21 protein-coding genes and 1 tRNA gene are annotated in these 26,423 nt (G+C 64.6%); 13 read left to right on the forward strand and 9 right to left on the reverse strand.

What is annotated here, in order from left to right; translation table 11 throughout:
* Positions 1-2: 2 nt before the first annotated feature.
* From RT460_RS02630 to RT460_RS02655, 6 genes are read right to left on the reverse strand one after another with little or no spacing between them, the layout of a single operon-like run.
* Positions 3-1,253 (reverse strand): fimbrial protein, encoded by a 1,251-nt coding sequence (locus tag RT460_RS02630; protein ID WP_313316992.1) that lies wholly within the window; start codon positions 1,251-1,253, stop codon positions 3-5.
* Positions 1,254-1,279: 26 nt separating this feature from the next.
* Entirely contained in the window at positions 1,280-2,605 is a 1,326-nt protein-coding gene (locus RT460_RS02635; RefSeq protein WP_313316993.1) for a type II and III secretion system protein family protein, read from the reverse strand.
* A 14-nt stretch (positions 2,606-2,619) separates the two neighbouring features.
* Complete coding sequence (cpaB, locus tag RT460_RS02640; protein ID WP_313316995.1) at positions 2,620-3,672, reverse strand: Flp pilus assembly protein CpaB; 1,053 nt, start codon at positions 3,670-3,672, stop codon at positions 2,620-2,622.
* Positions 3,673-3,725: 53 nt separating this feature from the next.
* Entirely contained in the window at positions 3,726-4,208 is a 483-nt protein-coding gene (locus tag RT460_RS02645) for a TadE/TadG family type IV pilus assembly protein (protein ID WP_313316996.1), read from the reverse strand.
* Positions 4,201-4,731, reverse strand: coding sequence for a prepilin peptidase (locus tag RT460_RS02650; protein ID WP_313316997.1), 531 nt, complete (start codon positions 4,729-4,731; stop codon positions 4,201-4,203). The genes RT460_RS02645 and RT460_RS02650 overlap by 8 nt, the downstream gene beginning before the upstream one ends.
* Positions 4,732-4,753: 22 nt before the next feature.
* Positions 4,754-4,945 carry a Flp family type IVb pilin gene (locus tag RT460_RS02655; RefSeq protein ID WP_313316998.1) on the reverse strand — a complete coding sequence of 64 codons (192 nt, stop codon included), beginning with the start codon at positions 4,943-4,945 and terminating at the stop codon, positions 4,754-4,756.
* A gap of 463 nt (positions 4,946-5,408) precedes the next feature.
* Between RT460_RS02655 and RT460_RS02660 the strand changes: the two genes are divergently transcribed.
* The 11 genes from RT460_RS02660 (at position 5,409) to RT460_RS02710 (ending at position 19,440) form a co-directional block, all read left to right on the forward strand.
* Positions 5,409-6,389, forward strand: coding sequence for a helix-turn-helix domain-containing protein (locus tag RT460_RS02660; protein WP_313316999.1), 981 nt, complete (start codon positions 5,409-5,411; stop codon positions 6,387-6,389).
* A gap of 198 nt (positions 6,390-6,587) precedes the next feature.
* Positions 6,588-11,429, forward strand: a complete 4,842-nt coding sequence (locus tag RT460_RS02665; RefSeq protein WP_313317000.1) for an ESPR-type extended signal peptide-containing protein — start codon at positions 6,588-6,590, stop codon at positions 11,427-11,429.
* A gap of 49 nt (positions 11,430-11,478) precedes the next feature.
* Entirely contained in the window at positions 11,479-12,249 is a 771-nt protein-coding gene (locus tag RT460_RS02670) for an OmpA family protein (protein WP_313317001.1), read from the forward strand.
* 122 nt (positions 12,250-12,371) lie between these two features.
* Positions 12,372-12,971, forward strand: a complete 600-nt coding sequence (locus RT460_RS02675) for a DUF998 domain-containing protein (RefSeq protein ID WP_313317002.1) — start codon at positions 12,372-12,374, stop codon at positions 12,969-12,971.
* A gap of 180 nt (positions 12,972-13,151) precedes the next feature.
* A complete protein-coding gene (gene leuS, locus RT460_RS02680; protein ID WP_313317003.1) occupies positions 13,152-15,794 on the forward strand; it encodes a leucine--tRNA ligase in 2,643 nt (880 codons plus the stop codon).
* A gap of 199 nt (positions 15,795-15,993) precedes the next feature.
* Entirely contained in the window at positions 15,994-16,560 is a 567-nt protein-coding gene (lptE, locus tag RT460_RS02685) for an LPS assembly lipoprotein LptE (RefSeq protein WP_313317004.1), read from the forward strand.
* Between the two features lie 39 nt (positions 16,561-16,599).
* A complete protein-coding gene (gene holA / locus RT460_RS02690) occupies positions 16,600-17,643 on the forward strand; it encodes a DNA polymerase III subunit delta (RefSeq protein ID WP_313317005.1) in 1,044 nt (347 codons plus the stop codon).
* A 1-nt stretch (position 17,644) separates the two neighbouring features.
* Positions 17,645-18,322 carry a nicotinate-nucleotide adenylyltransferase gene (nadD, locus tag RT460_RS02695; RefSeq protein WP_313317006.1) on the forward strand — a complete coding sequence of 226 codons (678 nt, stop codon included), beginning with the start codon at positions 17,645-17,647 and terminating at the stop codon, positions 18,320-18,322.
* Between the two features lie 58 nt (positions 18,323-18,380).
* Positions 18,381-18,794 carry a ribosome silencing factor gene (gene rsfS / locus RT460_RS02700; protein ID WP_313317007.1) on the forward strand — a complete coding sequence of 138 codons (414 nt, stop codon included), beginning with the start codon at positions 18,381-18,383 and terminating at the stop codon, positions 18,792-18,794.
* Between the two features lie 74 nt (positions 18,795-18,868).
* Complete coding sequence (gene rlmH, locus RT460_RS02705; protein WP_313317008.1) at positions 18,869-19,339, forward strand: 23S rRNA (pseudouridine(1915)-N(3))-methyltransferase RlmH; 471 nt, start codon at positions 18,869-18,871, stop codon at positions 19,337-19,339.
* Positions 19,340-19,363: 24 nt separating this feature from the next.
* A tRNA-Asn gene (locus RT460_RS02710) sits at positions 19,364-19,440 on the forward strand.
* A 92-nt stretch (positions 19,441-19,532) separates the two neighbouring features.
* On the opposite strand, the gene RT460_RS02715 is transcribed toward RT460_RS02710, so the two are convergent.
* The 3 genes from RT460_RS02715 to RT460_RS02725 all read right to left on the reverse strand — a co-directional run bounded on the left by RT460_RS02715 (position 19,533) and on the right by RT460_RS02725 (position 24,163).
* Positions 19,533-22,352, reverse strand: a complete 2,820-nt coding sequence (locus tag RT460_RS02715) for a TonB-dependent receptor (RefSeq protein WP_313317009.1) — start codon at positions 22,350-22,352, stop codon at positions 19,533-19,535.
* 178 nt (positions 22,353-22,530) lie between these two features.
* Positions 22,531-23,205 carry a TonB family protein gene (locus tag RT460_RS02720; protein ID WP_313317010.1) on the reverse strand — a complete coding sequence of 225 codons (675 nt, stop codon included), beginning with the start codon at positions 23,203-23,205 and terminating at the stop codon, positions 22,531-22,533.
* Between the two features lie 220 nt (positions 23,206-23,425).
* Complete coding sequence (locus tag RT460_RS02725; RefSeq protein ID WP_313317011.1) at positions 23,426-24,163, reverse strand: SIMPL domain-containing protein; 738 nt, start codon at positions 24,161-24,163, stop codon at positions 23,426-23,428.
* A 131-nt stretch (positions 24,164-24,294) separates the two neighbouring features.
* Here RT460_RS02725 and RT460_RS02730 point away from each other — a divergent pair, with 131 nt between their 5' ends.
* Positions 24,295-24,891, forward strand: coding sequence for a Maf family nucleotide pyrophosphatase (locus tag RT460_RS02730; RefSeq protein WP_313317012.1), 597 nt, complete (start codon positions 24,295-24,297; stop codon positions 24,889-24,891).
* 5 nt (positions 24,892-24,896) lie between these two features.
* The gene (rng, locus tag RT460_RS02735; RefSeq protein ID WP_313317014.1) at positions 24,897-26,387 is read left to right on the forward strand and encodes a ribonuclease G; all 1,491 of its coding nucleotides are present in this window, start codon (positions 24,897-24,899) and stop codon (positions 26,385-26,387) included.
* The last annotated feature ends 36 nt before the right edge of the window (positions 26,388-26,423 follow it).

Consider the following 26,423-nt stretch of genomic DNA (forward strand, 5'->3'; position numbering starts at 1 on the left):
CGTTATTTACCCAGCAGGTTGGCGAGCCGCGCCAGCGGCGATACCGGCGCGGCAGGGGCGGAGACGGGACGGCGCCGGTCCAGGCGCTGCAGCAGTGGCACCATGGCCTTGAGGTAGGGGTCGCGTGGCGCGGCTTCGGTCAGCAGGCGGCCCAGCCCGGCGTTGGAGCGCAGCACCCGTGAGCGCTCTGGCAGTGTCGCCAACAGGGGCAACTGGAAGCGTTGTGCGATCTGGACGTCCGCCAGTCCGGCATTGGCGTCGTAGTGATTGACGATCAACTGCAGGCGGTCGTCGCGCAGCCCGCGTTGCTCCAGCTCGCGCATGGTCTGGTCCAGTGATACCAACGAGCCGATGGACTGGTCGGTGACCAACCACACTTCGGTGGCGTTCTGCAGCACTGCGCTGGGCATCAACTGGATGGGAAGCCCGCCGCTGTCACACAGGGTGAGGGCAAATACGCTGCGCAGGCGTTCGAGCAGGGCCGTGGGTTCGTGCTTTTTCTGCAGCGTGCCGCTGCTGTTGCCCAACAGGGCCAGGCCGCTGGCATGGTGTGCAAAGGCGGTGCCGGCAAAGGTGCGGTCCAGGCGTTCGACGTTGCGCAGGGCTTCGTCATAACTGAACTGGCTTTCCATCCCCAGGTACAAGGCCGCATCGGCGGACGGCTGGCCCAGATCCAGCAGCAGCAGCCAGCTTTGCGGCTGGCTGCCATCGCGCTGTGGCGAGTGCTGTTCGGCCAGCGAGACGCCCAGGTGGGTGGCCAGGGTGCTGGTGCCAACGCCAGGGCGCACGCCCAGCAGGACGATCAGGCGGCCCAGCGTTGCCGGTTCGATGCTGGGGGACGGTGCTGCGCGTGGTAACACCGGTGTACTTGCGCGCTCGAAGACTTCCAGCATCTGCACGGCGGTGTTGTCGACATCGATGAAGTCGCGCACCCCGGCACGCATGGCGGCCAGCAGGTGATTGGCCTGCTCGGGCCCGGACGTACCGATGCCGACCACGGGCACCATGGCCTGCAGCGTGGCCAACTGGCGCGCGATATCGGTTGAATACGCCGCGTTGCCGCCGCAATAGTCGAGCAGCACGATGGCGTTGCCGCTCGCCCCGTCCAGGAGTTGGCGTGCGCTGGTCTCGCGTGCATCCACCCAGCGCAGGCTGGCTTGGCCGGATAGCACGGTCCCCAACCGCGCCATATGCCGGTTGTCCGGCGAATACAGCAGCAGCTCTGGCTCAGTGGCGCTTTGGTTCAGGGGCAACGGCATCACCGGGGGCATGGGAAGTATCAGCGGGAAAAGCCGGGCAGTTGATCGGGGCTTGCCGGATGCAGCAGCCACGATCCCCAGACCGGGAGATGGGGTTGAGCTTCGCGCTGGCCAGGCAGCGGGATTTCCGTGCCGCGGGCCAGCGGGCGCACCAGGTGGGGCGTCACTACGATCACCAATTCCTTGTCCTCACGCTTGTAGCTGAGATTGCGGAAGAACGAGCCCAGGATCGGCAGGTCCCCCAGCAGCGGGATCTTGTTGACGTTGGAGGACAGCTGGCTGCTGACCAGTCCACCGATCACGAAACTTTCGCCATCGCCCAGCTCGATGGTGGTATCGGCACGGCGCGTCGAAATGGCGGGGATCTGGGTGCCGTCCAGGGCAATGCCGCGGGTGTAATCCAGGTCGCTGGCTTCCGGTGCGACCTTCAGCGCGATGCGCTCGCCTGCGAGCACGGTGGGGGTGACGGTAAGGCCGATGCCGAACGGTTTGAAGGTCACCGTGGTGGTGCCCAGCCCCTGCGGCTCCAGGATCGGCAGTTCGCCGCCGGCGAGGAAGCTGGCGCTCTGCCCGGACAGCGCAACCAGGGTCGGTTCGGCCAACACACGTGCCATGCCGTTGGCCTGCAGCAGGTCCACATTGGCCAACCACTTGCCCGGGCCGGATTGGGCCAGCAGTTTGAATGCAGAGGACAGTGCGCCGGTGGTGCTGCTGCCGCCGGCCGGCGAGGTGATGCCGTAGGTGAAGCCACCATTGGTGTTCTGGAAGCTGATCCCCACCTGGCGCAGCACGGTCTTGTTGAACTCGACGATCTTCACTTCCACCTGCACAACGCCGCCGTTGGCGATGGTGGAAGCGTCGTTGATCACCCCTTGTGCCCCCACCGCCGAGGCCGCCGCCTTGCGGCTGGCTTCGTGCTCCAGCAGGGAGCCGGCGCTGCCAGACAGCAAGGCTTGGCCGCCTTGCACGGTTACCTGGTTGCCGCCTGCACCCAGCAGCCCTCCCTGGATGGCGTTGCGCACCTCAACGCGCACGCGGGTCGGCGTCGCCTGGTTGCGCAGCCACAGCAGCAAGGTGGTGCTGCCTGCCGATTTTCCGACCAGCAAGGCTTCGTTGTTGCTGCCGACACGGGTGATATCGGCAACTGCGGGATCGGCGATGGCGATGCGCTCCACGCCACTGGGAAGATTCCAGGGGCGCTGCTCGTTGAGCTCGAGCAATACCGCGTTGCTCGGTGTCGGTGCCTGCGCATGCGCCGGCGCCGCGGCCAGCAGGCATGCGGGCGCAGCCGTTGCCAGCGCGAGTACGGAGAACAGCGAGACTGCTTTGCATGGACGCTGGAACAAGACAGGCCCCCTGATCATGGTGAAGACAAGCGATTGGACGGTGTTGCGCCGCGGATGATTTCAATGCCACGGCGCGAGGCCGAGCGTGGTGCGTGGCTGCGTGCCGGTGCAGTGGTGCTGCCGGTTGCGGCTTTGGCCTGGCCATCACCAGCCAGCGCGCTCAGGCTGATGCCGGCATAGGCCTGGTTCTCCGGGCGCGTGGCGGCTTCGCTCATCTCGCTGTCCAGTCCCCTGCGCAAGCTCAGCACGGGCGGCGGTTCAACGAAGATGCTGCTGTCTGCCAGTGCGGTGTCACCGGGATTACGCAGCGCCAGGAACAGCTTGCCGCTGTGGGCAGCGAGCAGCAGGCGGCCGGCATCCTGCACGGGCACCGCAAGAATCGCGCTGCGTGCCTGGACACCGTTGTTGGTGCTGTTGGTAGAGGCGCTTTCGCGTGCGGCAATGGTCTCGGCACGGCTGCCCGGCGCAGGCTGCACGGCATCTGCGTTGTCGTCTTCGCGTGCGGCGGCCGGGGCCTGTTTGGTTACGTCGTTGTCGCCATAGCCAAGCACGCGCAGGCGCGACAGCAACAGCCGGGCCTGCGGGTTGGCGCGGCCACTGCTGCCGTCAGGGTCCTGCAGGCTCATGAAAACATCCACGAAATCGCCGGGCTGTACGCGGTTGCTGACGCCGGCCAGTTCGTCCACCGGCACCGCCAAGGCACGCTCACCGGGCAGCAGGCCGACGGCCAGACCCTGTGCGAGTTGGGCGGGGGACACCATCGCACCCGCGGCGATGGTGTGCGTTGGTACCCGGCCCACCACGTCACTGATGCTGCTGAAGCCTTCGCCGGGCGCAACGGCCAGGTCCGCATTCGACAGGTCACTGGCAAGGATGGGCTGTCCTGCCGGCAGGGCAGCGGTAGCGACGACGACCGCGCGCTTGGGCTGGGAGCTTGCAGCGGGGGGCTGGGCGGTGGCCGCTTGTGGCTGGGTTTGTTGTCGCCCCAGTCCACTGATGGCGAGCACGCCCAACAGCAGGCCCAATGCCAACAGGATGATGGCGGTGATGCGGATTGCTTTTGGCATCTGGAGCTCCTTCCCCTCTGGAACGTATCTGGAACAGCAACGGTTGAACTGGGTCAGCGGTTGCCAAGGTCAAGCTGCACGACGGCAGTACTGCTCAGTGATCGGCCCATGCTCCATGACAGCAGAGCGCCGGTGCCAGGCAGGAATGGGTGGGCATCGTGGTCGTAGGACGTGGTGACGCGGATGCATTGCACGCTGTTGTCCGCGCTGCACGCATAGGGCTGTGACACTGTTATTGGCGGTGCGTCGGCGCTGCCGCAGGTCGGAGCCGCTTTGGAATAGTTGAGCAGCCACTGCATGGAACGGGCGGCGGCGGTGCAGGCATTGCTACGACGTTCGGCGGGCGTGCCGTAGCGCAGCGATGCACGGGCGCCTTCACCTGCAGCCAGCGCCAGCGATTGCTGGGCTGCGAACACCATCACGCCGGTGAAGGTGAGCATGAGCAAAGGCAATACGCCGAACATCAACAACAGGGCGAACTCGATGGTGACCACGCCGCGTGCACGCTGGCGATTGACGCTGATTGGCTTAGGCATACCCGGCTCCATGCAATACATGGCCGACCATCGCCAGACCCAGGTAGGCGCCGTAGGGGATTCCCTTACGTCCCTGTCGGGCGGAGCGGAGATCCATGCGCCAATCCGTCACCACGGACGAGGCCTGCACAGCCCAGGCAGCCTTGCGCAGCAATAGTGGGCTGGAGCGTGCAACCGAGGGCCACGCGATGACAATCAGTGCGTGGACCCCGGCTGCAAGACTGGCCGCGACCCAGATTGGAAGCAGTGCGTTGGCCCCCAACAGGAAGCCGATGGTCGAGAACAATTTCACATCGCCTGCGCCCATCCATCCCATCGCATAGAACGGCAGCAACACGGCCAGCCCGACCATGCCGCCCAGCAGGCACTGTGCAAGTGGGATCTGCGCGCTGGGGAGCATCTGGAAAGCCAGTGCAACCGCCAGCACGCATAGCAGCACGCGGTTGGAGATACGCCGCGCCAGCAGATCGCCGACGCAGGCCTGGATGCCGAGCAGCAGGGCGATCAGGCTGGAAATGGTCATGGCGGGGGGCCTTGGTGAATGCTCAGGGGCTCGGCGTTGTGTCGCCCCCGCCCACCGCAGACTTCAACTTGTCGATCACCAGGGTAAAAACTTCGGTGAGACCATCCTTGGCGAAGAAAATGATGACGCCGGCGATGACGGCAGCCAGAAGCCCGTATTCCAGTGCGGTAACACCATCTTCTTCCTTGAAGAACTTGCGGATCTGAGCATTCATAGCGATCTCCATGATGACCCGGTGCCGGTGTTGCACCGACGCTGGCCGGGCAAAGATGGGCATTTCTGCCCGTAAGAGTCATGGGAATGCCTGATGCCGGCGTGGGTTTGCCGTTCGCGCAGATGGCCCTGTTGGATGCAGGGATCTGTAATTGCCGCTTCCGTTTTCCCCTGTCGGCATGCACGCATGCCCGGAAGCATCATTGCAATGACGATCAACAACGCATACGCAAATTCGGCAAGAAGCAATTGTTTTTCATATGTGTGATGTGCATCGCCGTTTCATACGTTTGGGCCAGCGTGAAGATGTTTTTTTTTTGTCAGTATCGGCCTCAGCAGACCGTGTTCGTGGTTGTAGGCGTATCGGCTTTCATGCGTCCGGATACTGTCTGGTTGTGCGCTGCGCATTAGGGGCTCACGGACGATATGTAATGCCCGTGACAGATGTTTCGCTGAGCGAAAGGGTGTCTGTGGATACCGCAGGGGGCGTTCACATGGATGCGGTGGAAGGCAAGGGCTTGCGATCTTTCGACCTGGCGTCGCTGGGGGGAACGCTGCGGGTCTGCCACGTGGAACTGGTGCTTCTCGACGATCAGCCCCCGACAGCCCGTATCACTTCCTTCGTGCATGACCAGGCGCTGTTGTGCACGTTTGAGATTGGCGCCCGCGCCCGCGGGCGATTCGTGTTGCCGCTGGACTGGTGCCTGCTTGGGTGCCTGCAGTCGGTTGATCCGGATACCAGTTGGTGTCATGGCGTGCCGCTCACATCCGGCAACATCGTTTCGGTGATGCCTGACGGCGTTACCGAGTTCGCATTGGGTGCCGGCAGCCGCGTCACCTTCGTGCTGGTGCCGCTCAAACGATTCAAGGAGCGCGCCGCGGCGCAACGACTGGGCGGCCTGGTTGATGACGCGCCTGGGGTGCCGCTGGTCAGTGGTGCCGGCCATGTGCCCTTGCAGGCCTACTACCAAGGCCTGCACGAACGCATCCAGCAAGGTGAGGTGGACGCGACCGAGATCGAGGCCATGCTTGATGCCCACGTCAAGGAAATCATCGCCAACGGGCCGCCCGAACGCACCGCGTGCAGCCGTAGTCGTCGCGCCCGCTATCTGATCTTTCGTCGCGCCGAAGACATGATGTACGCCAACCTGCGTCGCCACATCTATATGCAAGAGCTATGCGATGCCGCCGGGGTGAGCGAACGCGCGCTGCGGTACGCGTTCGAGGAATTGGTGGGCATTTCGCCCGTACGCTATCTGTCGATGCTTCGACTGTGCGAAGCCTGTCGCAGCCTGGCCAGCGCCGATGCAGGGCGTAAATCGGTCAAGTCGATCGCGCTCAGCTGCGGGTTGTGGGATCTGTCGCGGTTCGCCGACAACTATCGCCGTGTCTTTGGTGAGTTGCCCAGCGAGACCTTGATGCGTGGCAACTATAGCCACGCCTGACAGTGCGGTTATTCCCTGTGTGATGGTCATCAAGTATTCGGGCTGATTGCCGAATTGGTGCATTGGCGTGCCGGTAAAGCGCAACGCTTTGCCAAATCACGCTATGGATGTGCCGGATGCGGGTAAGTGCCGCATGTCCGAAGCGGTGTACTGGCCTCACACAGCCGCCCATCCCGGGCGCCTTGGAGGCCCCCCTTCATGAACCGCATCTATCGCCTGGTATGGAATCGCACCCTCAACGCTTTCGTGGTTGGCTCGGAACTGGCGAGCGCACACGGCAAGTCATCGGGGGCATTGAAATTGTCGGCGCCGGTCGGTCCGCTTGGCTGGACCAGCGCCGCCGGCATGCTGGCCTTGGTGATGACGTTGCCAGCATATGCATCCGACACGCGTCTGGACGATCTTCAATCGTTGGTCGCCAAGTACAGCAGCGACGAAAGCCAGCAGGTGCTGCAGCATCTCCCCGTTCCTGGAGTAAAGGCAGGTGCCGGTGCGGCCGTCAGCATTGCCGTTCCCTCGTTGATCCGCGCTGACGTTGCAGCGGCGGCCAAGGTCCATATCCAAACGCCCGCAAAGACGGCGGCCGCCCGCCCGACGCTGCAGGTCGCGGCCAAGCTGCGCGCGAATATCGATGTGCCTGTGGCAGGCAAGGTGATCGGAGAAGTGGCACATGCAGCAGCCCCCGTCGTCCAACTGCTGTCGGGTGCCGCGCCCAGCGCGCCGACAGGTGGCGGCAGAGGGGGGCTGGTCAATGGGCTGACCAACCTGTTGTCACCGGGCAAGGAAGAGAACGGCGCGCCGGTACGCGATACGGTTACCGGGGTGCTGGGAGTGGTGACGGGGCTGGCAGGCACGGCAAACGACGGCAATGCATTGTCTGGTTTGGTTGAAGGGCTGGGTGACGGTGCCGCGCCGCTGCTGGGCGGGCTCGGCACGGTTGCAGGCGGTGTCGTCGCCGGCGTCAGCGGTTCGGCTTCGGGCGGCGCAGCGGTTGCTGCGGGTGTGACTGATATTGCAGGGGCTGTCCACGCCACGACTGATGCTTTGGCCAACGTGCTTTCGTCCGGCAAGCCGCAGTCCGCGCCCGTGCTGGGAGGGGTGCAGCAACTCGTTGGTGGTGTCGCCGGCGTAGTGGAAGGGGCAGGCAATGCCGGCGGCGGCCTGGTCACCGCAGTGACGGGGTCGACGCAGTTGGGCGGAGTGGTGAGCGGCACGGTGGCTGGCGTTGCCGGCGGCGTGCAGCGTGTTGTCGGTGCGCTGGGTGAGGTGACCGCTCCCGGAGCAGGCGGCAGCACGCCAGCACTTGGCGGTGTGCAGCAACTGGTGGGCGGGTTGACCGGTGCACTGCAGGGTGGCACCAACCCGGGGCAGGCCGTCAGCGGCGTACTGAATGCAGTGGGGACGGTGGGCGGCAGCACGGTCACCGCCGTGACCGGCTCATCCCAGTTGGGTGGGACGGTAAGCGGTACGGTCGCCGGTGTTGCCGGCGGCGCGCAACAGTTGCTCGGTGGACTGACCGATGGCTTGCAAGGCGGCGATGGCAATGGTGCCGGTGCGTCCTTGGGCGGCTTGCTGGATGGAGTAGGCGGCGTTGTCGGCGGTGTCCTGACCGGCGTGACGGGTTCCACGCAACTGGGTGGCACCGTGTCCAGCACGGTTGGCGTCGTTGCGGATGGGGTGGAACAGGTCACCGGCGCGCTCACGGGTGCGGCAGTGTCGGGCGGGCAGGGAAGCAATCCGCTGGCTGGTGCGGTCACCGGCGTTGTCGGTGCCGTCACCGATACTGTGGGCGGGGTGGTCGGCACGAGTGGCGTCGGTAGCGTGGTAGATGGCGTCGTGGGCGGTGCCGCGCCGGTGGTGGATGGCCTCGGGCAGGGCGTTGGCCAGTTGGTCACCGGCGTCACCGGCTCCAGCACGCTCGGCAATGGTCTGGATCAAAGCGTGGACACCCTGAACGACGGGCTGCAGCAGACGACCGGCGCACTCGCCGGTGGCGACGCAGTCGGTGCGGTCCAGGATCTGCTGGGCACGGTCGATGGCACCGCCAATGCGGTGCTCGATACAGTGGGCAGTACGCTCGGCGGGTTGACGGGCTCGACATCGGGTGTCGGTGGCTTGACCGGCACGCTCGGCAACGTGGTCAGTGGCGTGACGGGCGGCGTATCGAACGCGGTGGGGCAGTTGACCGGTGCACCAGCAGCGGCGCCGGCGGCCCCGGTTCCGCCGCCGCCGGCTGCAGGTGGCAGCCTGATCGTTGGCAATGGCGGCGCTGTCGGTACTGTTGGCCAGATACTGGCCCCCACGTTGTCCTCGGTGCTGGGTGGCAATGGCTACGTGCAGAACGGCAGCCTCACCGTTAACAGTGCCAACATTGCACAAGGTTATACCGTGGTGTCGGTGCTCGGCCTGCCGACGGTGAACCTCAGCCCGGTTGGGGAACTGCTTGACGGCGTGGGTGGGCTGGCCACGGGCAGCAATTCGCACCTGACCCTGCTGGGTGGGGTGACATCCGACAGCTATATCTACAACATCAACAATGGCGACCCCAATGGGTTGTTGGGCCTGCTGCTGCCCGATGAGGCACCGGCATGGGCATCCACCTGCGCCAACCTGCTGGGCCTTGCACAAGTGGATTGCTGGGGCATCAACGCGGCGCAGGATTACCAGGTGCTGATCGGCGACGGTGCATTCGCCAACGGCTCCAAGGAAGTGGTGATTGGTACCAATGCCCAGCATCGCCTGGCCATGCAGGATGCCAATGATGTATTCACCGGAGACGGCGTCAACGATCCGGACAACCCGACCGGCGTGCCGACCGCGGACTACGATGCGCGCCTCGGGCATTCGGTGGTGATCGGTGACAGCGCCATCGGCACTGCCAACGGACAAACCCTGTTGGGTGCCGGTGCGACGTCGGACAAGGCCAACAGCGTGGCGCTGGGCTACAAGTCCAATGCCGAACGCGGCGGCGTGGACAACTACACGGCGTTTGGCCTGAGTGCGACGCAATCGTCGATTGGTGAAGTGGCGGTGGGTTCGGCGGGGCGTGAGCGCCAGGTCACCCATGTCGCTGCGGGCTCGCAGGCCACCGATGCGGTCAATGTCGCCCAGCTGCAGGGCGCGATCAGCCAGATCAACGATGTAAGCCTGCAGGCCGTGCTGTACGACCTCGACGCCAATGGCAATGTCGACTACACCCGGGTATCGCTGGGCGGCAGCAACGCGACCGTCGGTACTACCCTGGACAACCTGGCCGATGGCGCGCTGGCGGCGGGCAGCATGCAGGCCGTCAATGGTGGCCAGATCCAGGGCATGGGCCAGTCGCTGGCAGGCTATATCGGTGCCGGGGCGGCCTTCCTTGCCGATGGCACGTTCAGCGCACCCACCTTCAAGATCAACAGCATATCGATGGCGGGACAGGCCTCGCTGCAGGACTATCTGAACTTCGACAGCGCGTTCACCTCGATCAGTGATTCGCTGTTGAACCTGTCGGCGCGGCTACCTGCTGGCGGTGATCCACTGGCAGTACTTTATTCGGCCGATGGCGCCGGCAATCCGCTCAATGAGGTCAATCTGCTGGGGGACGGCAGTGGCGCAACGGTCGCGCTGCGCAATGTGGCGGCTGGCGCCATCAGCGTGGGCGGCACCGATGCAGTCAATGGCGGGCAATTGTTTGGTCTGGGGCAAAGCATGGCAGCTCATCTGGGCGGCGGGGCCACGCTGTCTGCCGGCGGGGTGCTGACAGCTCCCAGCTACCAGATCGCAGGGATCGATATGTGGGGGGATACCGCAGTTGGCAGCTTTGGCAACATCGGCGTTGCGTTCGATTCGATCAGTGATTCGCTGGTCAACCTGCGCAACCTGATCAGCCCGGGCGGAAACAACGGCGGTGGCGGCTTCGATCCATTGAACGTGCAGTATTCGGCCGACACCAATGGTGAGCCGATCAACGAGGTTTACCTGGTTGGTGCAGGCAATGGCGAGGCGGTGGCAGTGCGCAATCTGGCCGCCGGTGAAGTGGCCGGCGGCAGCCTGGATGCGGTCAATGGTGGCCAGTTGGCCTCAACGAACGCGGCGATCAGCCAGGCCATTGGTGGCACGATGAGCTTCGATGCGAGCACCGGGTTGTGGGCCGCGCCGAGTTTTGCGGTGACCTCGGTGACCAGCAGCGGCGACACCAACCAGGTCGTGCTGGACAACGTCACCGACGCGTTGGCAGCGATGGACAGCTCCATCGTCAACGTCAACAACCGCATCGACAATATCCAGAACGGCGGTGCGGGCAGCGCCTACTACGCCGTCAATTCAACCAAGCCGGCGGCTTCGGCCACGGGCCAGGATGCGGTTGCGGCCGGTCCCCAGGCGACCGCCAGCGGCAACAACGCGGTGGCGATCGGTAACGGTGCCAGTGCCAGTGCGACGGACAGCGTGGCGCTGGGTGCAGGTTCCATCGCTGATCGCGCCAATACCGTCTCGGTCGGCGCAGCGGGCAAGGAGCGACAAGTCACCAATGTCGCCGACGGTACCGAGGCGACCGATGCGGTCAACGTCCGTCAACTCGAGGCATCGCAGCAGGGCACGGTGCGCTATGACCAGAACACCGATGGCAGCACCAACTACGGCAGCGTGACCATGGGCCGGTCGGGGACCAGTACGGTCATCCACAACGTCGGTACGGGCACGGCGCCCACCGATGCGGTGAACGTTGCACAACTCAACAAGGGACTGGGGGACGTGATGGATTGGTCGAAGAACTACACGGATCAGCGATTCAACGACATTACCCGCGATATCAAGCGCGTCGACGATCGGGCTTCTGCGGGTATTGCCTCGGCCATGGCGATGGCCGGCCTGCCGCAGCCATCGGAAGCCGGCCGGCGCATGGCGTCGTTCGCGGCCAGCTCCTTCCATGGTGAATCCAGCATGGCGGTGGGTGTATCCGGGGTCAGTGATGGAGGGCGCTGGATCTACAAGCTCAGTGGCTCGGCCAATACCCGCGGCGACGGTGGCGTGACCGTTGGTGCAGGTTTCCAGTGGTAAGCCCTGTTGCCTGATTCCAGGCCGACCTCGACACGATGCGGAGAAGCACATGGACATGAAATGGACGGGGCTGGCGCTGCTGGCACTGTTGGCAGGGTGCGGTGCGGGCAAGGCGCGGGACGCCTTTCCTGACCCGGCAAAGGCCTATCCGGCCGGCGGCACCTACGTGAACCTGGACAACCTGCGCCAGTACGCGCCGGGCATGAGCAAGCGGCAGATACAGCAGTTGCTGGGCACCCCGCAGTTCAATGAAGGTCTGTGGGGAGTGCGGGAGTGGAACTATGTATTCAACTTCCGGCGTTCGGTGGGGGCCGCGCCGGTGCAATGCCAGTTCCAGGTCCAATTCGACGGTAACGGAACAGCGACAGGGCAGGCCTGGAAACCTGCCAGTTGCGCCGCGTTGCTTGAGCCAGCTCCCGCACCTCCCCCTCCTGCGCCGCCGCCCGCGGCACAGGCCCCGCTGCGCATCTCGGCCGATGCCTTGTTCGCCTTCGACAGTGCGGAGCTGTCCGATGCCGGCAGGGCGCGACTGGATGAGGTGGTGCGCAGCCTGGGAGGCAATGCGGCCCAGGCGAACCTGGTGGTGGTGGGCTACACCGATCGCATTGGCAGTGACAGTTACAACCAGGGCCTGTCGCAACGTCGGGCGGATAGCGTACGCGCCTATCTGGTCAGTCAAGGTGTTCCGGCTGCGGCCATCCGTGCCGAAGGCCGTGGCAATAGTGAGCCGTTGGTGGATTGCGCTGACAGCGGGCGAGGCAACCTGGTGGCCTGCCTGGCCCCCAATCGACGCGTGGAAATTGCCGGCATCCGTGGCTGAGCAGCGTACGACCGGCAGGGGGTGGGGCACGGCGGCCGGTGCGATTGCCGGCCGCTGTTGTCACAATGCCCGCCGGTAGCCGCGACACACCTGACGCGGCCGAGTGATCAGGGTTGGATACGATGGCGCGCAAGTTGTGGCACTGGGCTGGGCCCGCGGCGGTGATGATCTGGTTGGCTGCGGTGATTGTTTTTGGCCTGCGCCTGCCCGGCTACGACCAGATGCGGCACCCGGTGTCGTTGTTGGGCGCGCATGGCGTTCCAGGTGGCGTGATGTTCAGCTGGCTGGGGTTCGTGCTGCCCGGCCTGCTTGCTGGCCTGGTCGCACTGGACATGGTGCTGCGCATGCCGGCCGCCGCGCCGCGCGCGCTGCGCGTTGGTGGGCAGATGCTGTTGCTGGCCGCGCTCGCCTTCGTCGCGATGGGATTGTTCCCATTGGACGTGGACGACATCGACAACCGCGCCAGTCAATTCCACGCCAGTGCCTGGCTGCTGTGGTTGCTGGCGTTCTGCGCCGGAGCGGTGGCGCTGCGGTTGGGGACGGCGAAGGACAGCAGTTGGCGTCCATTGGCCAATCTGGGGGTGATCTGTGCGATATGGATGGCCTGCAGTGCGTTCCTGTTCGAGGTCGCCATGCCGGCAGCCATGGCACAGCGGCTGGCCTTCCTGGGGTGGCTGGTGTGGTTGGCGGTTGCCGCGCGACTGTTGCCTGCCCGCAGCTGAGGCTGGCGCTGCGGAAGCGGGCAGGGCGCGACGGGCGTTCGCCAGTTTGCCCGGCGGCCTGATCAAACCGTCTATTTTTCAATGACCTGCGGTTTTTCGCGGAAATGCAAACCTGTTCCGATTGGAGTGCAATGATGCACTGCGGTACCCTTTGCCGCTTTGCCGTTGCCCAGCGTTGACATGTCCAGCGTCGAACCGAATATCTACGATCCCCAGCAGGTTGAAGCCGCCGCCCAGAAGTTCTGGGCGGCCGAGAAGGCATTCGAGGTGAATGAAACCTCGGACAAGCCCAAGTACTACTGCCTGTCGATGCTCCCGTACCCGTCCGGTGCGCTGCACATGGGCCACGTGCGCAACTACACCATTGGCGACGTGATCAGCCGCTACAAGCGGATGACCGGCCACAACGTGCTGCAGCCGATGGGCTGGGATGCCTTCGGCCTGCCGGCCGAGAACGCCGCGATCAAGAACAAGACCGCGCCGGCCAAGTGGACCTACGCCAACATCGGCCACATGCGCAGCCAGCTCAAGTCGCTGGGCTATGCCATCGACTGGTCGCGTGAGTTCGCCACCTGTACGCCGGACTACTACGTCCACGAGCAGCGCATGTTCACCCGCCTGATGCGCAAGGGCCTGGCCTACCGCCGCAACTCGGTGGTGAACTGGGACCCGGTCGACAACACCGTGCTGGCCAACGAGCAGGTCATCGATGGCCGCGGTTGGCGCTCTGGCGCGCTGGTCGAGAAGCGCGAAATTCCGCAGTGGTTCCTGCGCATCACCGATTACGCCCAGGAATTGCTGGACGGGTTGGATGAGCTGCCGGGCTGGCCGGATTCGGTCAAGACCATGCAGCGCAACTGGATCGGCCGCTCCGAAGGCCTGGAGATCCAGTTCGACGTGCGCGACCTGGACGGCGCCGCACTGGATCCACTGCGCGTGTTCACCACCCGCCCGGATACGGTGATGGGCGTGAGCTTTGTGTCCATCGCCGGCGAACATCCGCTGGCTGTGCACGCGGCCAAGAACAACCCGCAGCTGGCCGCCATGCTGGCCGAGCTGAAGCAGGGCGGTGTGTCCGAAGCGGAGCTGGAAACCCAGGAAAAGCGCGGCATGGACACCGGCCTGAAGGCCATCCATCCGGTCAGCGGCGAGCAGGTGCCGATCTGGGTCGCCAACTTCGTGCTGATGGGCTACGGCACCGGCGCAGTGATGGCGGTGCCTGGTCATGACCAGCGCGATTTTGAATTTGCCACCAAGTACAACCTGCCCAAGAAGCAGGTCATCGCGCTGAAGTCGCCGAAGAACGACGACGAACGCAGCTACGACGACACGCGCTGGCAGGATTGGTACGGCGACAAGACCCGCGAGACCGAACTGGTCAATTCGGCCGAATTCGACGGCCTGGATTTCCAGGGCGCGTTCGAGGCACTGGCCGAGCGTTTCGAGCGCAAGGGCCAGGGCCAGCGCCGCATCAACTACCGCCTGCGCGACTGGGGCGTGAGCCGCCAGCGCTACTGGGGTTGCCCGATCCCGGTGATCTACTGCGACAAGTGTGGCGCGGTGCCGGTGCCTGAAGACCAGCTGCCGGTGATCCTGCCCGAGGACGTTGAGCTCACCGGTACCGGTTCGCCGATCAAGGCCGACCCGGAATGGCGCAAGACCACCTGCCCGGATTGCGGCGGCCATGCCGAACGCGAAACCGACACCTTCGACACCTTCATGGAGTCGAGCTGGTACTACGCCCGTTACACCTCGCCGGGTGCCCGCGAAGCCGTCGACAAGCGTGGCAACTACTGGCTGCCGGTGGACCAGTACATCGGTGGCATCGAGCACGCCATCCTGCACCTGATGTACTTCCGTTTCTTCCACAAGCTGCTGCGTGATGCGCGCATGGTGGACAGCAACGAGCCGGCGCAGAACCTGCTGTGCCAGGGCATGGTGATCGCCGAGACCTTCTATCGCCAGAACAGCGACGGTTCCAAGGACTGGTTCAACCCGGCCGACGTGGACACCGTGCGCGATGAGCGCGGCCGTATCACCGGTGCAACCCTGCGTACGGATGGGCTGCCGGTGGTGATCGGCGGCACCGAGAAGATGTCCAAGTCCAAGAACAACGGCGTGGACCCGCAGACCATGGTGGCCAAGTACGGCGCCGACACGGTGCGCCTGTTCTCGATGTTCGCCGCGCCGCCGGAACAGTCGCTGGAGTGGAACGAGGCCGGCGTCGATGGCATGGCGCGCTTCCTGCGCCGGCTGTGGGCGATGGTGCAGAAGCACACCGTCGAGGGCGTGGCCCCGGCGCTGGATGCCGCTGCGCTCACGGCCGAACAGAAGGCGATGCGCCGCAAGACCCACGAAACCATTGGCAAGGTCAGCGACGACTACGGTCGCCGCCACGCCTTCAATACCGCCATTGCGGCGGTGATGGAACTGCTGAATGCCCTGGCCAAGTTTGACGATGCCAGCGCACAGGGTCGTGCCGTGCGTCAGGAAGCCTTGCAGGCGGCGGTATTGTTGCTGAACCCGATCACCCCGCATGCCTGCCATGCGATGTGGCAGTTGCTGGGCCATGCTGAAACGCTGTTGGAAGACCAGCCGTTCCCGCAGGTGGATGCAGCGGCGCTGGTCAAGGATTCGCTGACCCTGGCGGTGCAGGTCAACGGCAAGCTGCGCGGCACCATCGACGTGGCTGCCGATACCTCGCGCGAGCAGATCGAAGTCCTCGCCAAGGAAGAGCCGAATACGGCCAAGTTCTTGGATGGGCTGAGCATCCGCAAGGTGATCATCGTGCCGGGCAAGATCGTCAACATCGTTGCCGGCTGAGGTACCGCCGCGCCGTCCATCGGGCGGACGCGGCGGGTACAGCCGCATTGCCCAACGCCGCCGGGTCTGGCCCGGCGGCTAACCCGGGTTCCGGCCTGCGGGTGCTGGCGTCAACGCCGATTCATCCGCGTTCACCCCCGATGCGCGAAGATGCGGCCCTGCTATTGCCGCTCCCGGCCCGCTCCTCCAGACTGTGTCCATGACCCGATATCTGATCGCATTGTTCCTCGCCGCCGGCCTGACCGGTTGTGGTTTTCACCTGCGCAACAAGTTGGAACTGCCCGCCGACATGCCGTCGGTGAAGGTGGAGTCCACCACGCGCTACAGCGAACTGGTGAAGCTGCTTTCGCGTGGACTGCGCTCTTCAGGGGTGAGCGTCGTGGATGACGAGGCGCCCGTCGCTGAGGACAGCGAAGGTGTGGCCCGTTTGGTCATCCGTTCCGAGCGCTGGGGTGACCGCCCGATCGCCATCGACGAACGCGGTCGCTCGCAGGAATACAGCATGCGTTATGCGGTTGTTTTCGGGTTCAATCATCCCGACGGCACCGCCGTCGTTCCCGAGCAGGTGATCGAGCTGTCACGTGATTACGTGTCCCAGCCTGAGGACGACACCGGTACGGCTACCGAGCGCGAGATCCTGGCCGACGAACTGCGCCGTGAGATGTCCGCCTCCATCCTGCGCCGTATCGACAGCGTGGTGCGTGCGAATCTGGAGAAGTCCAATCAGCTGCAGCCGGCTGCCGGGAGCAAGGATGGCCAGGACTGAACGGCCCATGGCGCTGCGCCATGACCGTTGCGTGCGCTGATGGAGCTGCGTCCTGAACAGCTTTCCGGCCAGATCGGCGGGCAGGCACTGGCGCCGATCTACCTGATTGCAGGTCCGGAACTGCTGCGTGTCATCGAGGCTGCCGATGCGGTGCGGGCTAAGGCGCGTGCCGAGGGCATCGGCGAGCGCGAAGTATTTGACGCGGACGGTCGTGATTTCGACTGGGGGCAGCTGTCCTCCAGTTTCAATGCCCCCAGCCTGTTCAGTGCCCGCCGCCTGGTCGAGGTACGCCTGCCCAACGGCAAGCCTGGCAAGGAAGGCGCCGAAGTCATCAGTGATTTCTGCGCCCGCCCCCCCTCCGATGTGGTGCTGCTGATCACCGCCGGTGAATGGAGCAAGGCGCACCAGGGCAAGTGGACCGAGGCCGTCAACAAGGCTGGCGTGCTGTCGGTAGCGTGGGCGATCAAGCCCCATGAGCTGGGCGACTGGATCGAACGGCGCTTGCGGGCCAAGGGCCTGCGTGCCGAACCGGCCGCCGTGCAGCGCCTGAGCGAGCGGGTGGAAGGCAACCTGCTGGCGGCGGCACAGGAAATCGACAAGCTCGCGCTACTGGCCGACGGCCAGACCCTGGATGTGCAGAAGATGGAAGCGCTGGTGGCCGATGCCGCCCGCTATGACGTTTTCCGGCTCAGCGAAGCCGCGTTTTCCGGGCAGGCCGCGGCCGTGTTGCGGATGTTGGCCGGGCTGCGCGCGGAGGGTGAGGCCGTCGCCGCGCTGATGCCCATCATCATCCGCGAGCTGTTGCTCACCGCTGGGCTGGCCCGGGTACAGGCTGCCGGCGGCAACCTGGCGGGCGAAATGAAGTCCAAGGGCATCTGGGAGTCACGCCAGGCGCCGTTCAAGCGCGCCCTGCAGCGTCACCCCGATCCTCGTCGCTGGGAGCGCTTCGTCGCCGAAGCCTCGCAGATCGACCGCATCGCCAAGGGCCGCGCCGATGGTGATGCCTGGCTGGCGCTGGAGCGCCTGCTGCTGGCCCTGGCCGAGGCGCGGGCGGTGAAGCTGTTGGTCCGGGGCGCGCGCTGACGTGGTGCCCGCAGCCGGTCTGCAGGTGTTCTACGGCGGCACTTTCGATCCGGTGCACAATGGCCATCTGGCGATCGCACGGGGCGCGGCGCGGGCGTTGGAAAGTATCGTCCGGCTGATGCCGGCCGCCGATCCGCCGCATCGCCCGCCGCCGGGTGCCAATGCCACCCAGCGCGCGCAGATGTTGCGGTTGGCCACGGCGGGCAGCAATGAACTGCGGGTGGATCTGCGCGAGCTGGAGCGCGCGCGGCGGCACCCCGGCCAGCCTTCCTGGACCGTGGATACCCTGCGTGAACTGCGGGCCGAGTTCGGGCCGCAGCAGCCCCTTGTGCTGCTGATGGGGGCGGACAGTCTGTTGGGCCTGCCCACCTGGCATGAATGGGAGCATCTGCTGCTGTTGGCGCATATCGTGGTGGCCGAACGTCCGGGCAGTGCCCTGGACGGCGAACTGCCAGCGGTCCTGGCCCAGCGTCTGGCATCGGCCTGGGTTGAGTCGCCGGCAGCGCTGCGACAGGCGCCCGCAGGCAAGGTCTGGCGCATGCACCAGCCGCTCCATGCGGAATCGGCCACGGCCGTACGCCGCCTGATTGCCGGGGGCGGCGACTGGCGGCCGCTGCTGCCGTCGGCAGTGGCCGACTATGTCCAGGCCCATGGGCTGTACGCTTACCCACCGTCGTGAATGCCGGCAGCGGCCGGGTTCTCTATAATCTCCCCCTTATTCATCGAGTTCTCCCGCTTTGACCACCGAAGCCCAAGTCATCAAGACACAATTGCCCAACCCGGCACCCTCCGTCCCGGCGCTGCTGGCCTCCGTCCATTCCGCTCTGGAAGAGATCAAGGCCAAGGATGCCGTTGAGATTGATGTCCGCGGCAAGTCCAGCGTTGCCGACTATCTGGTCATCGCCTCCGGCACCTCCACCCGCCACGTCAAGTCGATCGGTGACGAGGTGGTGCGTTTTGCCAAGCAGCTGGGCGTGATGCCGCTGGGTGTGGAAGGCGAGCGTGAAGCAGAGTGGGTGCTGGTTGATCTGGGCGACGTGATCGTTCACATCATGTTGCCGCGCGTGCGCGAGTTCTATGCGCTGGAGCGCCTGTGGACCGTGGGCGACCAGCCGCCGGCCGCTGACGAAGAGGACGACGTGCAGGGCTGATTGCCCTTGCCGTAGTCCGCATGACGGCGCCGCAGGGCGCCGTTTTCATTTGATCCCGTGTCTGGAGCCGCGTCATGAAAGCCAAGTTGATCGCCACCGGTGAGCGTGCCCCGGTCTGGGTCGCACAGGGCTTTGCCGAATACCAGAAGCGCCTGTCGCATTGGCTACCACTGGAGCTTGTGGAAATCGAACCTGGCCTGCGCGGCAAGGGCAGGGATCCGAAGCGCGCAATCGAAGACGAAGGCAAGCGGGTACTGGCGGCACTGCCGAAGAATCCCTACGTGGTGGCCCTGGATGTGCCAGGTAGGCAGCTCAGCTCCGAGCAGCTGGCGCAACGGCTGGAGCATTGGCGCTCGCAGGGGCGCGACCTGGCGTTCCTGATCGGCGGCCCAGAAGGCCATGCCGCCGAGGTCTCGGCAGTGGCCGACGAGAAGTGGTCGATCGGCCCACTAACCTTGCCGCATATGTTGGTTCGGCTGGTTGTGGCCGAACAGTTGTATCGCGCAGCGGCAATGTTGGCCAATCACCCCTACCATCGCGCGTAACAACCGTATAGAATGCGCGTCCCCGCCCGAATAGCTCAGCCGGTTAGAGCACTTGACTGTTAATCAGGGGGTCGTTGGTTCGAGTCCAACTTCGGGCGCCAGATCAAAAGAAAAAGCCGCGAGGAATCGCGGCTTTTTCTTTTGGTGCGTTTCCAACCTGCCCGGCGATCCATCGCCGGGCAGGTTGAGTCCATCAGTTGAAGGTGTATTTGGCACCGATGGTGTAGTAACGGCCAATGGCACCGCTGAAATGCAGCGGGTTGTAGTTGACGGCACCATAGGTCAGTGGGTCCAGCGGAGCCACGCGATCGGTGACGTTCTGTACGGATCCGAAGATCTCGAAGGAATCCGTTGCACGCCAACGGCCCGACAGGTCGATGGTATAGAACGAGCGCAGCTCGCAACCGCGTGGAGCATCCGAGCCATCAGTGTAGTGGTTGGCGCAGCTGTCACCTTCGAATGCCACGTTGTCCATGCTGCCGATGTAGTTGCCGATAGCGCTGATGCTGAAACGGTCCATGTCCCAGGTCACGCCAAGATTGATACGATCTTTGGGCGTACCGATGCAGTTGGTCACGTCGCAGTTGCCGTGTGTGCCTGCGTACTGGTACACGGTGCCGGTGCCATCGTCGCGTTCAAAGGAGTTGATGCGTGTCCACTGCAGGTCCATCAGCAGCTTGCCGTAATTTCCCAGGTCCGCGCGTTGCCGGATATCGAAGTCAAAGCCCCGGATCGTTGTGGACGCGGAGTTGATGTAGTCAACGCTGACCGCAAGCAGGCTTCCGCTGTTGGGTATGCCTGGCAGGTCGTTGTCGGCACGGATGCCGCGTCCTGCTGCAAGTGCCAAGTCGGTATCGCCCTGATTGATTTCATTGGTGCGTTTGATCTGCCATGCATCCAGGGTGAGTGTGGTGGTCGGCGTGGGGTCGAGTACCAGTCCGACGGTATAGCTCTTGGATTCTTCGGCCTTCAGGTTGGGATTGGCCGAAGTGATGATTGCCAGATTGACCGCGCAGTCGGCCGCAGTTGCCCCAGGGACGGGAGTGCCGCCCGGGCAGCGCACCGGGTCGCGTGCCGTGCTGAAGGCGGCCAGGCCACCATCGCCGGCTTCGGCCGGACCTGGTGCGCGGAAACCTTCGGCATAGGTGGCGCGCAGGGCAATCCAGTCCGTCGGGGTCCACTTCACGCCGAACTTCGGCGTGGTTGCGGTTTCACCATCCTTGTACTTGTCCACGCGCAACGCGCCGGTCAATTCCAACGAGTCCAGCAACGGTGCAACCATCTCCGCGTAGGCCACCGCGACTTCCTGGGTGCCCTTGTAGGCCGAATAGCCCAGACCAATGATGTCGCCTATGTCGGTGTAGCTCTGAGGGTCCAGATTGGCTTTCTGGCGGCGGTATTCGGCACCCAGCGCCAGGCCCAGCGGACCACCGGCAAGATCGGCCAGGCTGCGGGTGGCCTTGAAGTCGATCATGTCCAGAGTGGTGGACGCATTGGCATGGATCGTGGGGGAAATGTAGTCGTAGAGCGCCTGCGAGTTCTGCCCCGCGTTGGCACCGATCCGCCACCAACCCACTGGGCTGTTTGGATCGGTCAACGCCGTGCGCACGTGGCTGTAGCGCAGGAAGCCGGTGCGCTCATTGACCAGTTGGGTTGCCGAATGCAGATACGCGGTATCGATGTCCCACGCACCTGCAGTGCCCTTCACACCGACCAGGAATCGTGTGAACTCGTTCGTGTTGGTGGTGACGCGGGGCCCAACATCGAAGGCGGCATAGCGTAGCCGGGCATCGACCCCCAGCGGGTTGTCCGGATGATCTGCGCCAAGCACGGTTGCGCCATCGCCGCTGCTGGCATTGACCGGTCCGCCGGGATAACCCCAGGATCCGGAGACGCCGCTTGGGGTGTTGTAAAACACATTCTTCTTCTTCGAATAGCCGAACTCGCCATACATTTCGAAGTTGTCGGACAGTACGAACGTGCCGCGCGCGAACAGATTGCCGAACTCTTCGCTGGGCGTCAGGCTGCGGAAGTCCTGGGTTTCCCACAGGCAGCCGCCGCCCGGGTCGGCGGGCGTGATGTTGGACAGTTGATCGCAGCCCGGCAGAGATTGATAGAGACCCGTCGCGGGATCGCGGATGCTGCCCGCCGGCGAGTTGCCGGCAACCGTGCCGCCAGCGGTGATGGCGCCGTTGAGCGGGAAGAACTGGCCACCAGCAACGCGATCGAAACCGTAGGGGCTGAGGTCGCCGTTTCCGATCCATTTGCGGTTGCGGCGGTCGGAAATGCGGATATCGTCGGTCTTGCTGACGTCGATGCTGACGAAGGCATTGAAGCCATCCTCGTCCAGATCGCCAATGCCTGCGGTCAATGAACCTTTGCGTGCGTTGCCATCGCTGTCCCCCGATGTTCCATACGAGGCCTTGGCGGTGGCGCCAGTGAAATCACGGCGGAGAATGATGTTCACCACGCCGGCAATGGCGTCGGATCCATAAATGGCCGATGCGCCATCCTTCAGAACTTCCACTCTCTCAACCGCATCCATCGGGATGACGCTCAAGTCGGTGAACACCTTTTGACCATCGTCAGCCAATCCATAAGGCGCCATGCGCCGGCCATTGAGCAGCACCAGCGTGGAAGCTGCACCGAGGCCGCGTAGCGAGATGCCCGAGCCACCACCGGCAAAGCCGGTGCCGAAGCTCTTGGGGATGGACCCGGCACCGTCACTGGTCAGGGTCTGTAGGTATTCGCCGATGGTCGCCCGTCCGGTGCGCTCGATCTCCTGTCGGCTGATGACCTGAACCGGCGATGCGGTTTCGGTTGTCGTGCGCGGGATGTTGGAGCCGGTCACCATGATCCGGTCCAGGTTTGTCGTTTGGTCCTGGGCCATGGCCAGGGAGGTGCCCGCGAGCAGCCCCACGGGTACCAGCAGCAGTTGTGTCAGGTGGGTGGTAATGGCTGCGCTCAACGTGGAGCGCGTGCAGTCAAGCGTGCGGTGGGTCGAATGTTTCACGGTCTCTCTCCAGGGAAGTCCAGCAAAAGGGCCACAAAAAACGCGGCCGACGAACATCGACGGCCGCGAATCTAGGTTTCCTGCAAGTGACGAGACGGTGAAATAAAGATTAATAGCTGGCCTGTTCGTGCCATCCCTTTTGCATTCGTTTAGAAAGCGTTTCCGGCACTTGTTCGGATCAGTCCAGGGTGAAGTCCACCGGAATCAAGCCGTATGCCTGTACAGCTTGGCCTCCATCAGTGGCCGGCTGGAATTTCCAGCGGCGCAGCACCTGGGTCTTCGCCGCAGTATCCAGACTCCGGTTGCCACTGCTGCGCTCCACATCCACCTGCAGCGGCACGCCGTCAATGCCCACCAGCACGCGCAGGATCACGGTGCCTTCGGCGCCCGCGCGCAGGGCTTCACGCGGATAGGCCGGGGGTGGGGCGTTGAGGTAGCGCAGTTGTACGCCGGTCAGCGGCTGGCTGGGCTGGCTGATGACCTCGCTTGGCGTCGGGTCGGTGGAGGGAGCGGCAATGTCGGTGGTGGGCAGGTTGACCACGGCATCGGTGGCAAAGATCGGCAACGGTGCGGTCTCCACCGGTGCAGGAAGCGCCGGCGTGGGCCGTTCCGGCGGGGCTTTTTCGGTGACCGGTTCGGTCGGCGGCGGCGGTGTTGGCGCGGGGGCGACCGGTTTGAGTTCAGGAAGTATCCAGCGCTCCTGGCGTGCCTGATCGACCCGTATCGGCGACTGCGCCAGCGGTATCAGCAACAGGGCTGCCGCCAGAAGGTGCAGGGCGATGGCGGCGCTGTAGGCCAGGATGCGTGCCGGTTCGAAATGGAAAGACGTGCTGCCGTGCTGTGTACGGACCATCTTGCACCTCCATGCGTGGGCGTGTGACAGAGAACAACGCGCGATGACACGGGACGGGGTTTGCGTGCTGCGTCCCGTGGGTCCAGTGCGCCTGTTATTGCGTTGGCCGGCAAGCGGGGGCGGGAATTCCGGTTATCTGGCAGACAGAAAGAAGCGGACAGATACCACGCAAACAACAACGGCGCCCGTAGGCGCCGTTGCGTGGCTCAGGTGGCTGGGATCAGCGGCCCAGTTCGAACACCACGTCGAGGTTGACCGATACCGTGCTCTCGCCCGGTGATACGGCCGTGTCCATCTCCGCCTTGGCACTGCGGCCGGCGGACATGGCCATCATCGGCATCGGACGGAAGCCGCCCTGGCTGCCTTCGGAGATGCTGACGATGCGGCGCACACGCAGGTCAAGCGACTTGGCATAGGTCTCGGCGCGAGCCTGGGCCTTCTTCAGTGCGGCCAGGCGTGCCTCGTCGTACACCGGCTCAGGCTGGTCGATCTCGAAGCTGGGGCCGTTGATCTGGTTGGCGCCCTGGGCGGCCAGGCTGTCCAGTACCTTGCCCAGCTTGGTGATGTCGCGGACCTTCAGGCTGACCGTGTTGCTGGCCTGGTAACCGGTGATCTTCGGGGCCTCGTTGTCCGCATAGCGGTATTGCGGGTTCAAATTGATGCCGCTGGTCTGGATGTCACGCTCGGCGATGCCAGCCGCCTTCACCGCAGCCATGACCTTGTCCATCTGCACGGCGTTCTCGCGCATGGCGGTATTGCCGTCGACGGCCTGAGTGACCACGCCGGCAGACAGGGTAGCCACATCCGGCACCCGCTTGGCCTCGGCCTGGGCCGATATGTTCAGCAGGGTGGCATCGCTGGCGACAACAGTGGGGACGGATTGGGCGTGGGCGGTCATCGAGGTTCCCAGAGCGAGTGACAGGGAAAGCAGCAACGGGGCGAGAGCGGTTCGGCGCATGGTGATCCTCCTTGGCTGGATCGTGAAAATGAACACGTGGCGATGAACGGGTGGTGAGCCATGATGGGGTCGCCGTCACTTTGCCGGCAATGGCGATCATTCAGGTTGCTGGCGCAGGTTATGCTTCCGCGATGCTTTATCTCGCCTCCCGCTCCCCCCGCCGCAACGAATTGCTGTCCCGCCTTGGTGTGCCCTTCCGTGCGCTCGATCTCGAAGTGCCGGAGCTGCGTGCGCCCGGCGAGGCGGCCGAGGCCTATGTGCGACGGGTAGCCTTGGACAAGGCGCGGGCAGGGCTGGCGCTGGTGGCCGACGACGCGCAGGCGGTGGTACTGGGCTCCGATACCGAGGTGGTACTGGACGATCGCGTGTACGGCAAACCGGCCGATGCCGCCGATGCGGCGGCCATGCTGGCCTCGTTGGCTGGCCGCACGCACCGGGTGATCACCGTGGTGGGTCTGGTCGGGGCCGGCCGGGAAGCGGTGACGACGGTGGTGTCGGAAGTCAGCTTTGCGCCGATGAGCGCAGCGGATATCGCCGCCTACGTGGCCACCGGTGAACCGATGGGCAAGGCCGGCGGTTATGCCATCCAGGGCGGGGCCGAGCGCTACATCCATCACCTGGCCGGCAGCTACTCCGGGGTGATGGGTCTGCCGTTGCAACAGACAGCCGACCTGCTGGCGGCGTTTGCCGCGGGCGCGGCAGGTGATTCCATGGACCAGGGGGAGTGAAGGACGTGTCTGAAGAGATTCTGGTGAACGTCACCCCGCGCGAAACCCGCGTGGCGGTGATCGAGAACGGCATGCTGCAGGAACTGCACATCGAGCGCGGTTGGCGCCGCGGCGTGGTCGGCAACATCTACAAGGGCAAGGTGCAGCGGGTGATGCCTGGCATGCAGGCCGCTTTCGTCGAGGTAGGGCTGGACCGCGCTGCGTTCCTGCATGCCAACGACGTGGTGCGGCCGGCGCCTGTCGCCGCCGATACCGAGGAAACCGCCCCCAGTTTGCCGCTGCCGTCCTCTGTCCCCATCGTCGAGCTGCTGCGCGATGGCCAGGACGTGGTGGTACAGGTGGTCAAGGACCCGATCAGCACCAAGGGCGCCCGGCTGACCACGCAGATCAGCATTCCGTCGCGTTACCTGGTGCTGTTGCCGCAGTCCAAGATGGTGGGGGTCTCCGCCCGCATCGAGGACGAGGCCGAACGTGCCCGGCTCAAGTCGTTGGTCACCGAGATCTCGGCCCAGCACGGCGGCTACGGCTACATCGTGCGCACCAATGCCGAAGGCCAGCCGGCCGAGGCCCTGGCCGAAGACATCTCCTATCTGTCGCGGGTGTGGGCAGTGGTGGAGCGGCGTGGTCGCGAAGCGCCGCCGTGCAGCATCATCTACGAAGACCTGAGCCTGCCGCTGCGCTCGGTACGCGACCTGATCCGCAAGGACGTGGACAAGGTCAAGGTCGACTCCAAGGAAACCTTCGGCCAGCTGCAGGCCTTCGTCGCCAAATACATGCCAGTGCTGGGCGAGAAGCTGGAGCTGTATACCGGCGACCGCCCGATCTTCGACATGTTCGGGGTCGAGGACGAGATCGTCCGCGCCTTGAACAAGCAGGTGCCGCTCAAGTCCGGCGGCTACCTGGTCATCGACCAGACCGAGGCGATGACCACCATCGACGTCAACACCGGTTCCTTCGTTGGCCAGCGCAACCTCGAAGAAACCGTGTTCCGCACCAATCTGGAGGCGGCACAGACGGTGGCCCGCCAGCTGCGGCTGCGCAACCTGGGCGGCATCATCATCATCGACTTCATCGACATGGATGACGCCGAGCACCGCCGCCAGGTATTGCGCACGCTGGAAAAGGCACTGGCCCGTGACCATGCCAAGACCACGGTGTACGACTTCTCGCCGCTGGGCCTGGTCGAAATGACCCGCAAGCGCACGGTCGAGAGCCTGGAGCGGCAGCTGTCCGAAACCTGCCCGCAATGCAGCGGCCGCGGCAGCATCAAGACCGCCGAGACCGTCACCTACGAGATCTTCCGCGAGATCACCCGCGCCGTGCGCCAGTTTGAGGCGGCACGTTTGCTGGTGATTGCCTCCAGCAAGGTCGTGGCTCGCATCACCGACGAAGAGTCGGCGGCGGTGGCCGAGCTGGAAGAATTCCTGGGCAAGAGCATTCGCTTCCAGGCCGACGATCAGTACCTGCAAGAGCAGTTCGATGTCGTATTGCTTTGACCTGAACGCTGCTGCCGGAGCCCCAAGTCGCAGCTG

Origin of the sequence: Stenotrophomonas sp. (genome assembly GCF_032061965.1) — a bacterium.
Lineage (GTDB): Bacteria > Pseudomonadota > Gammaproteobacteria > Xanthomonadales > Xanthomonadaceae > Stenotrophomonas.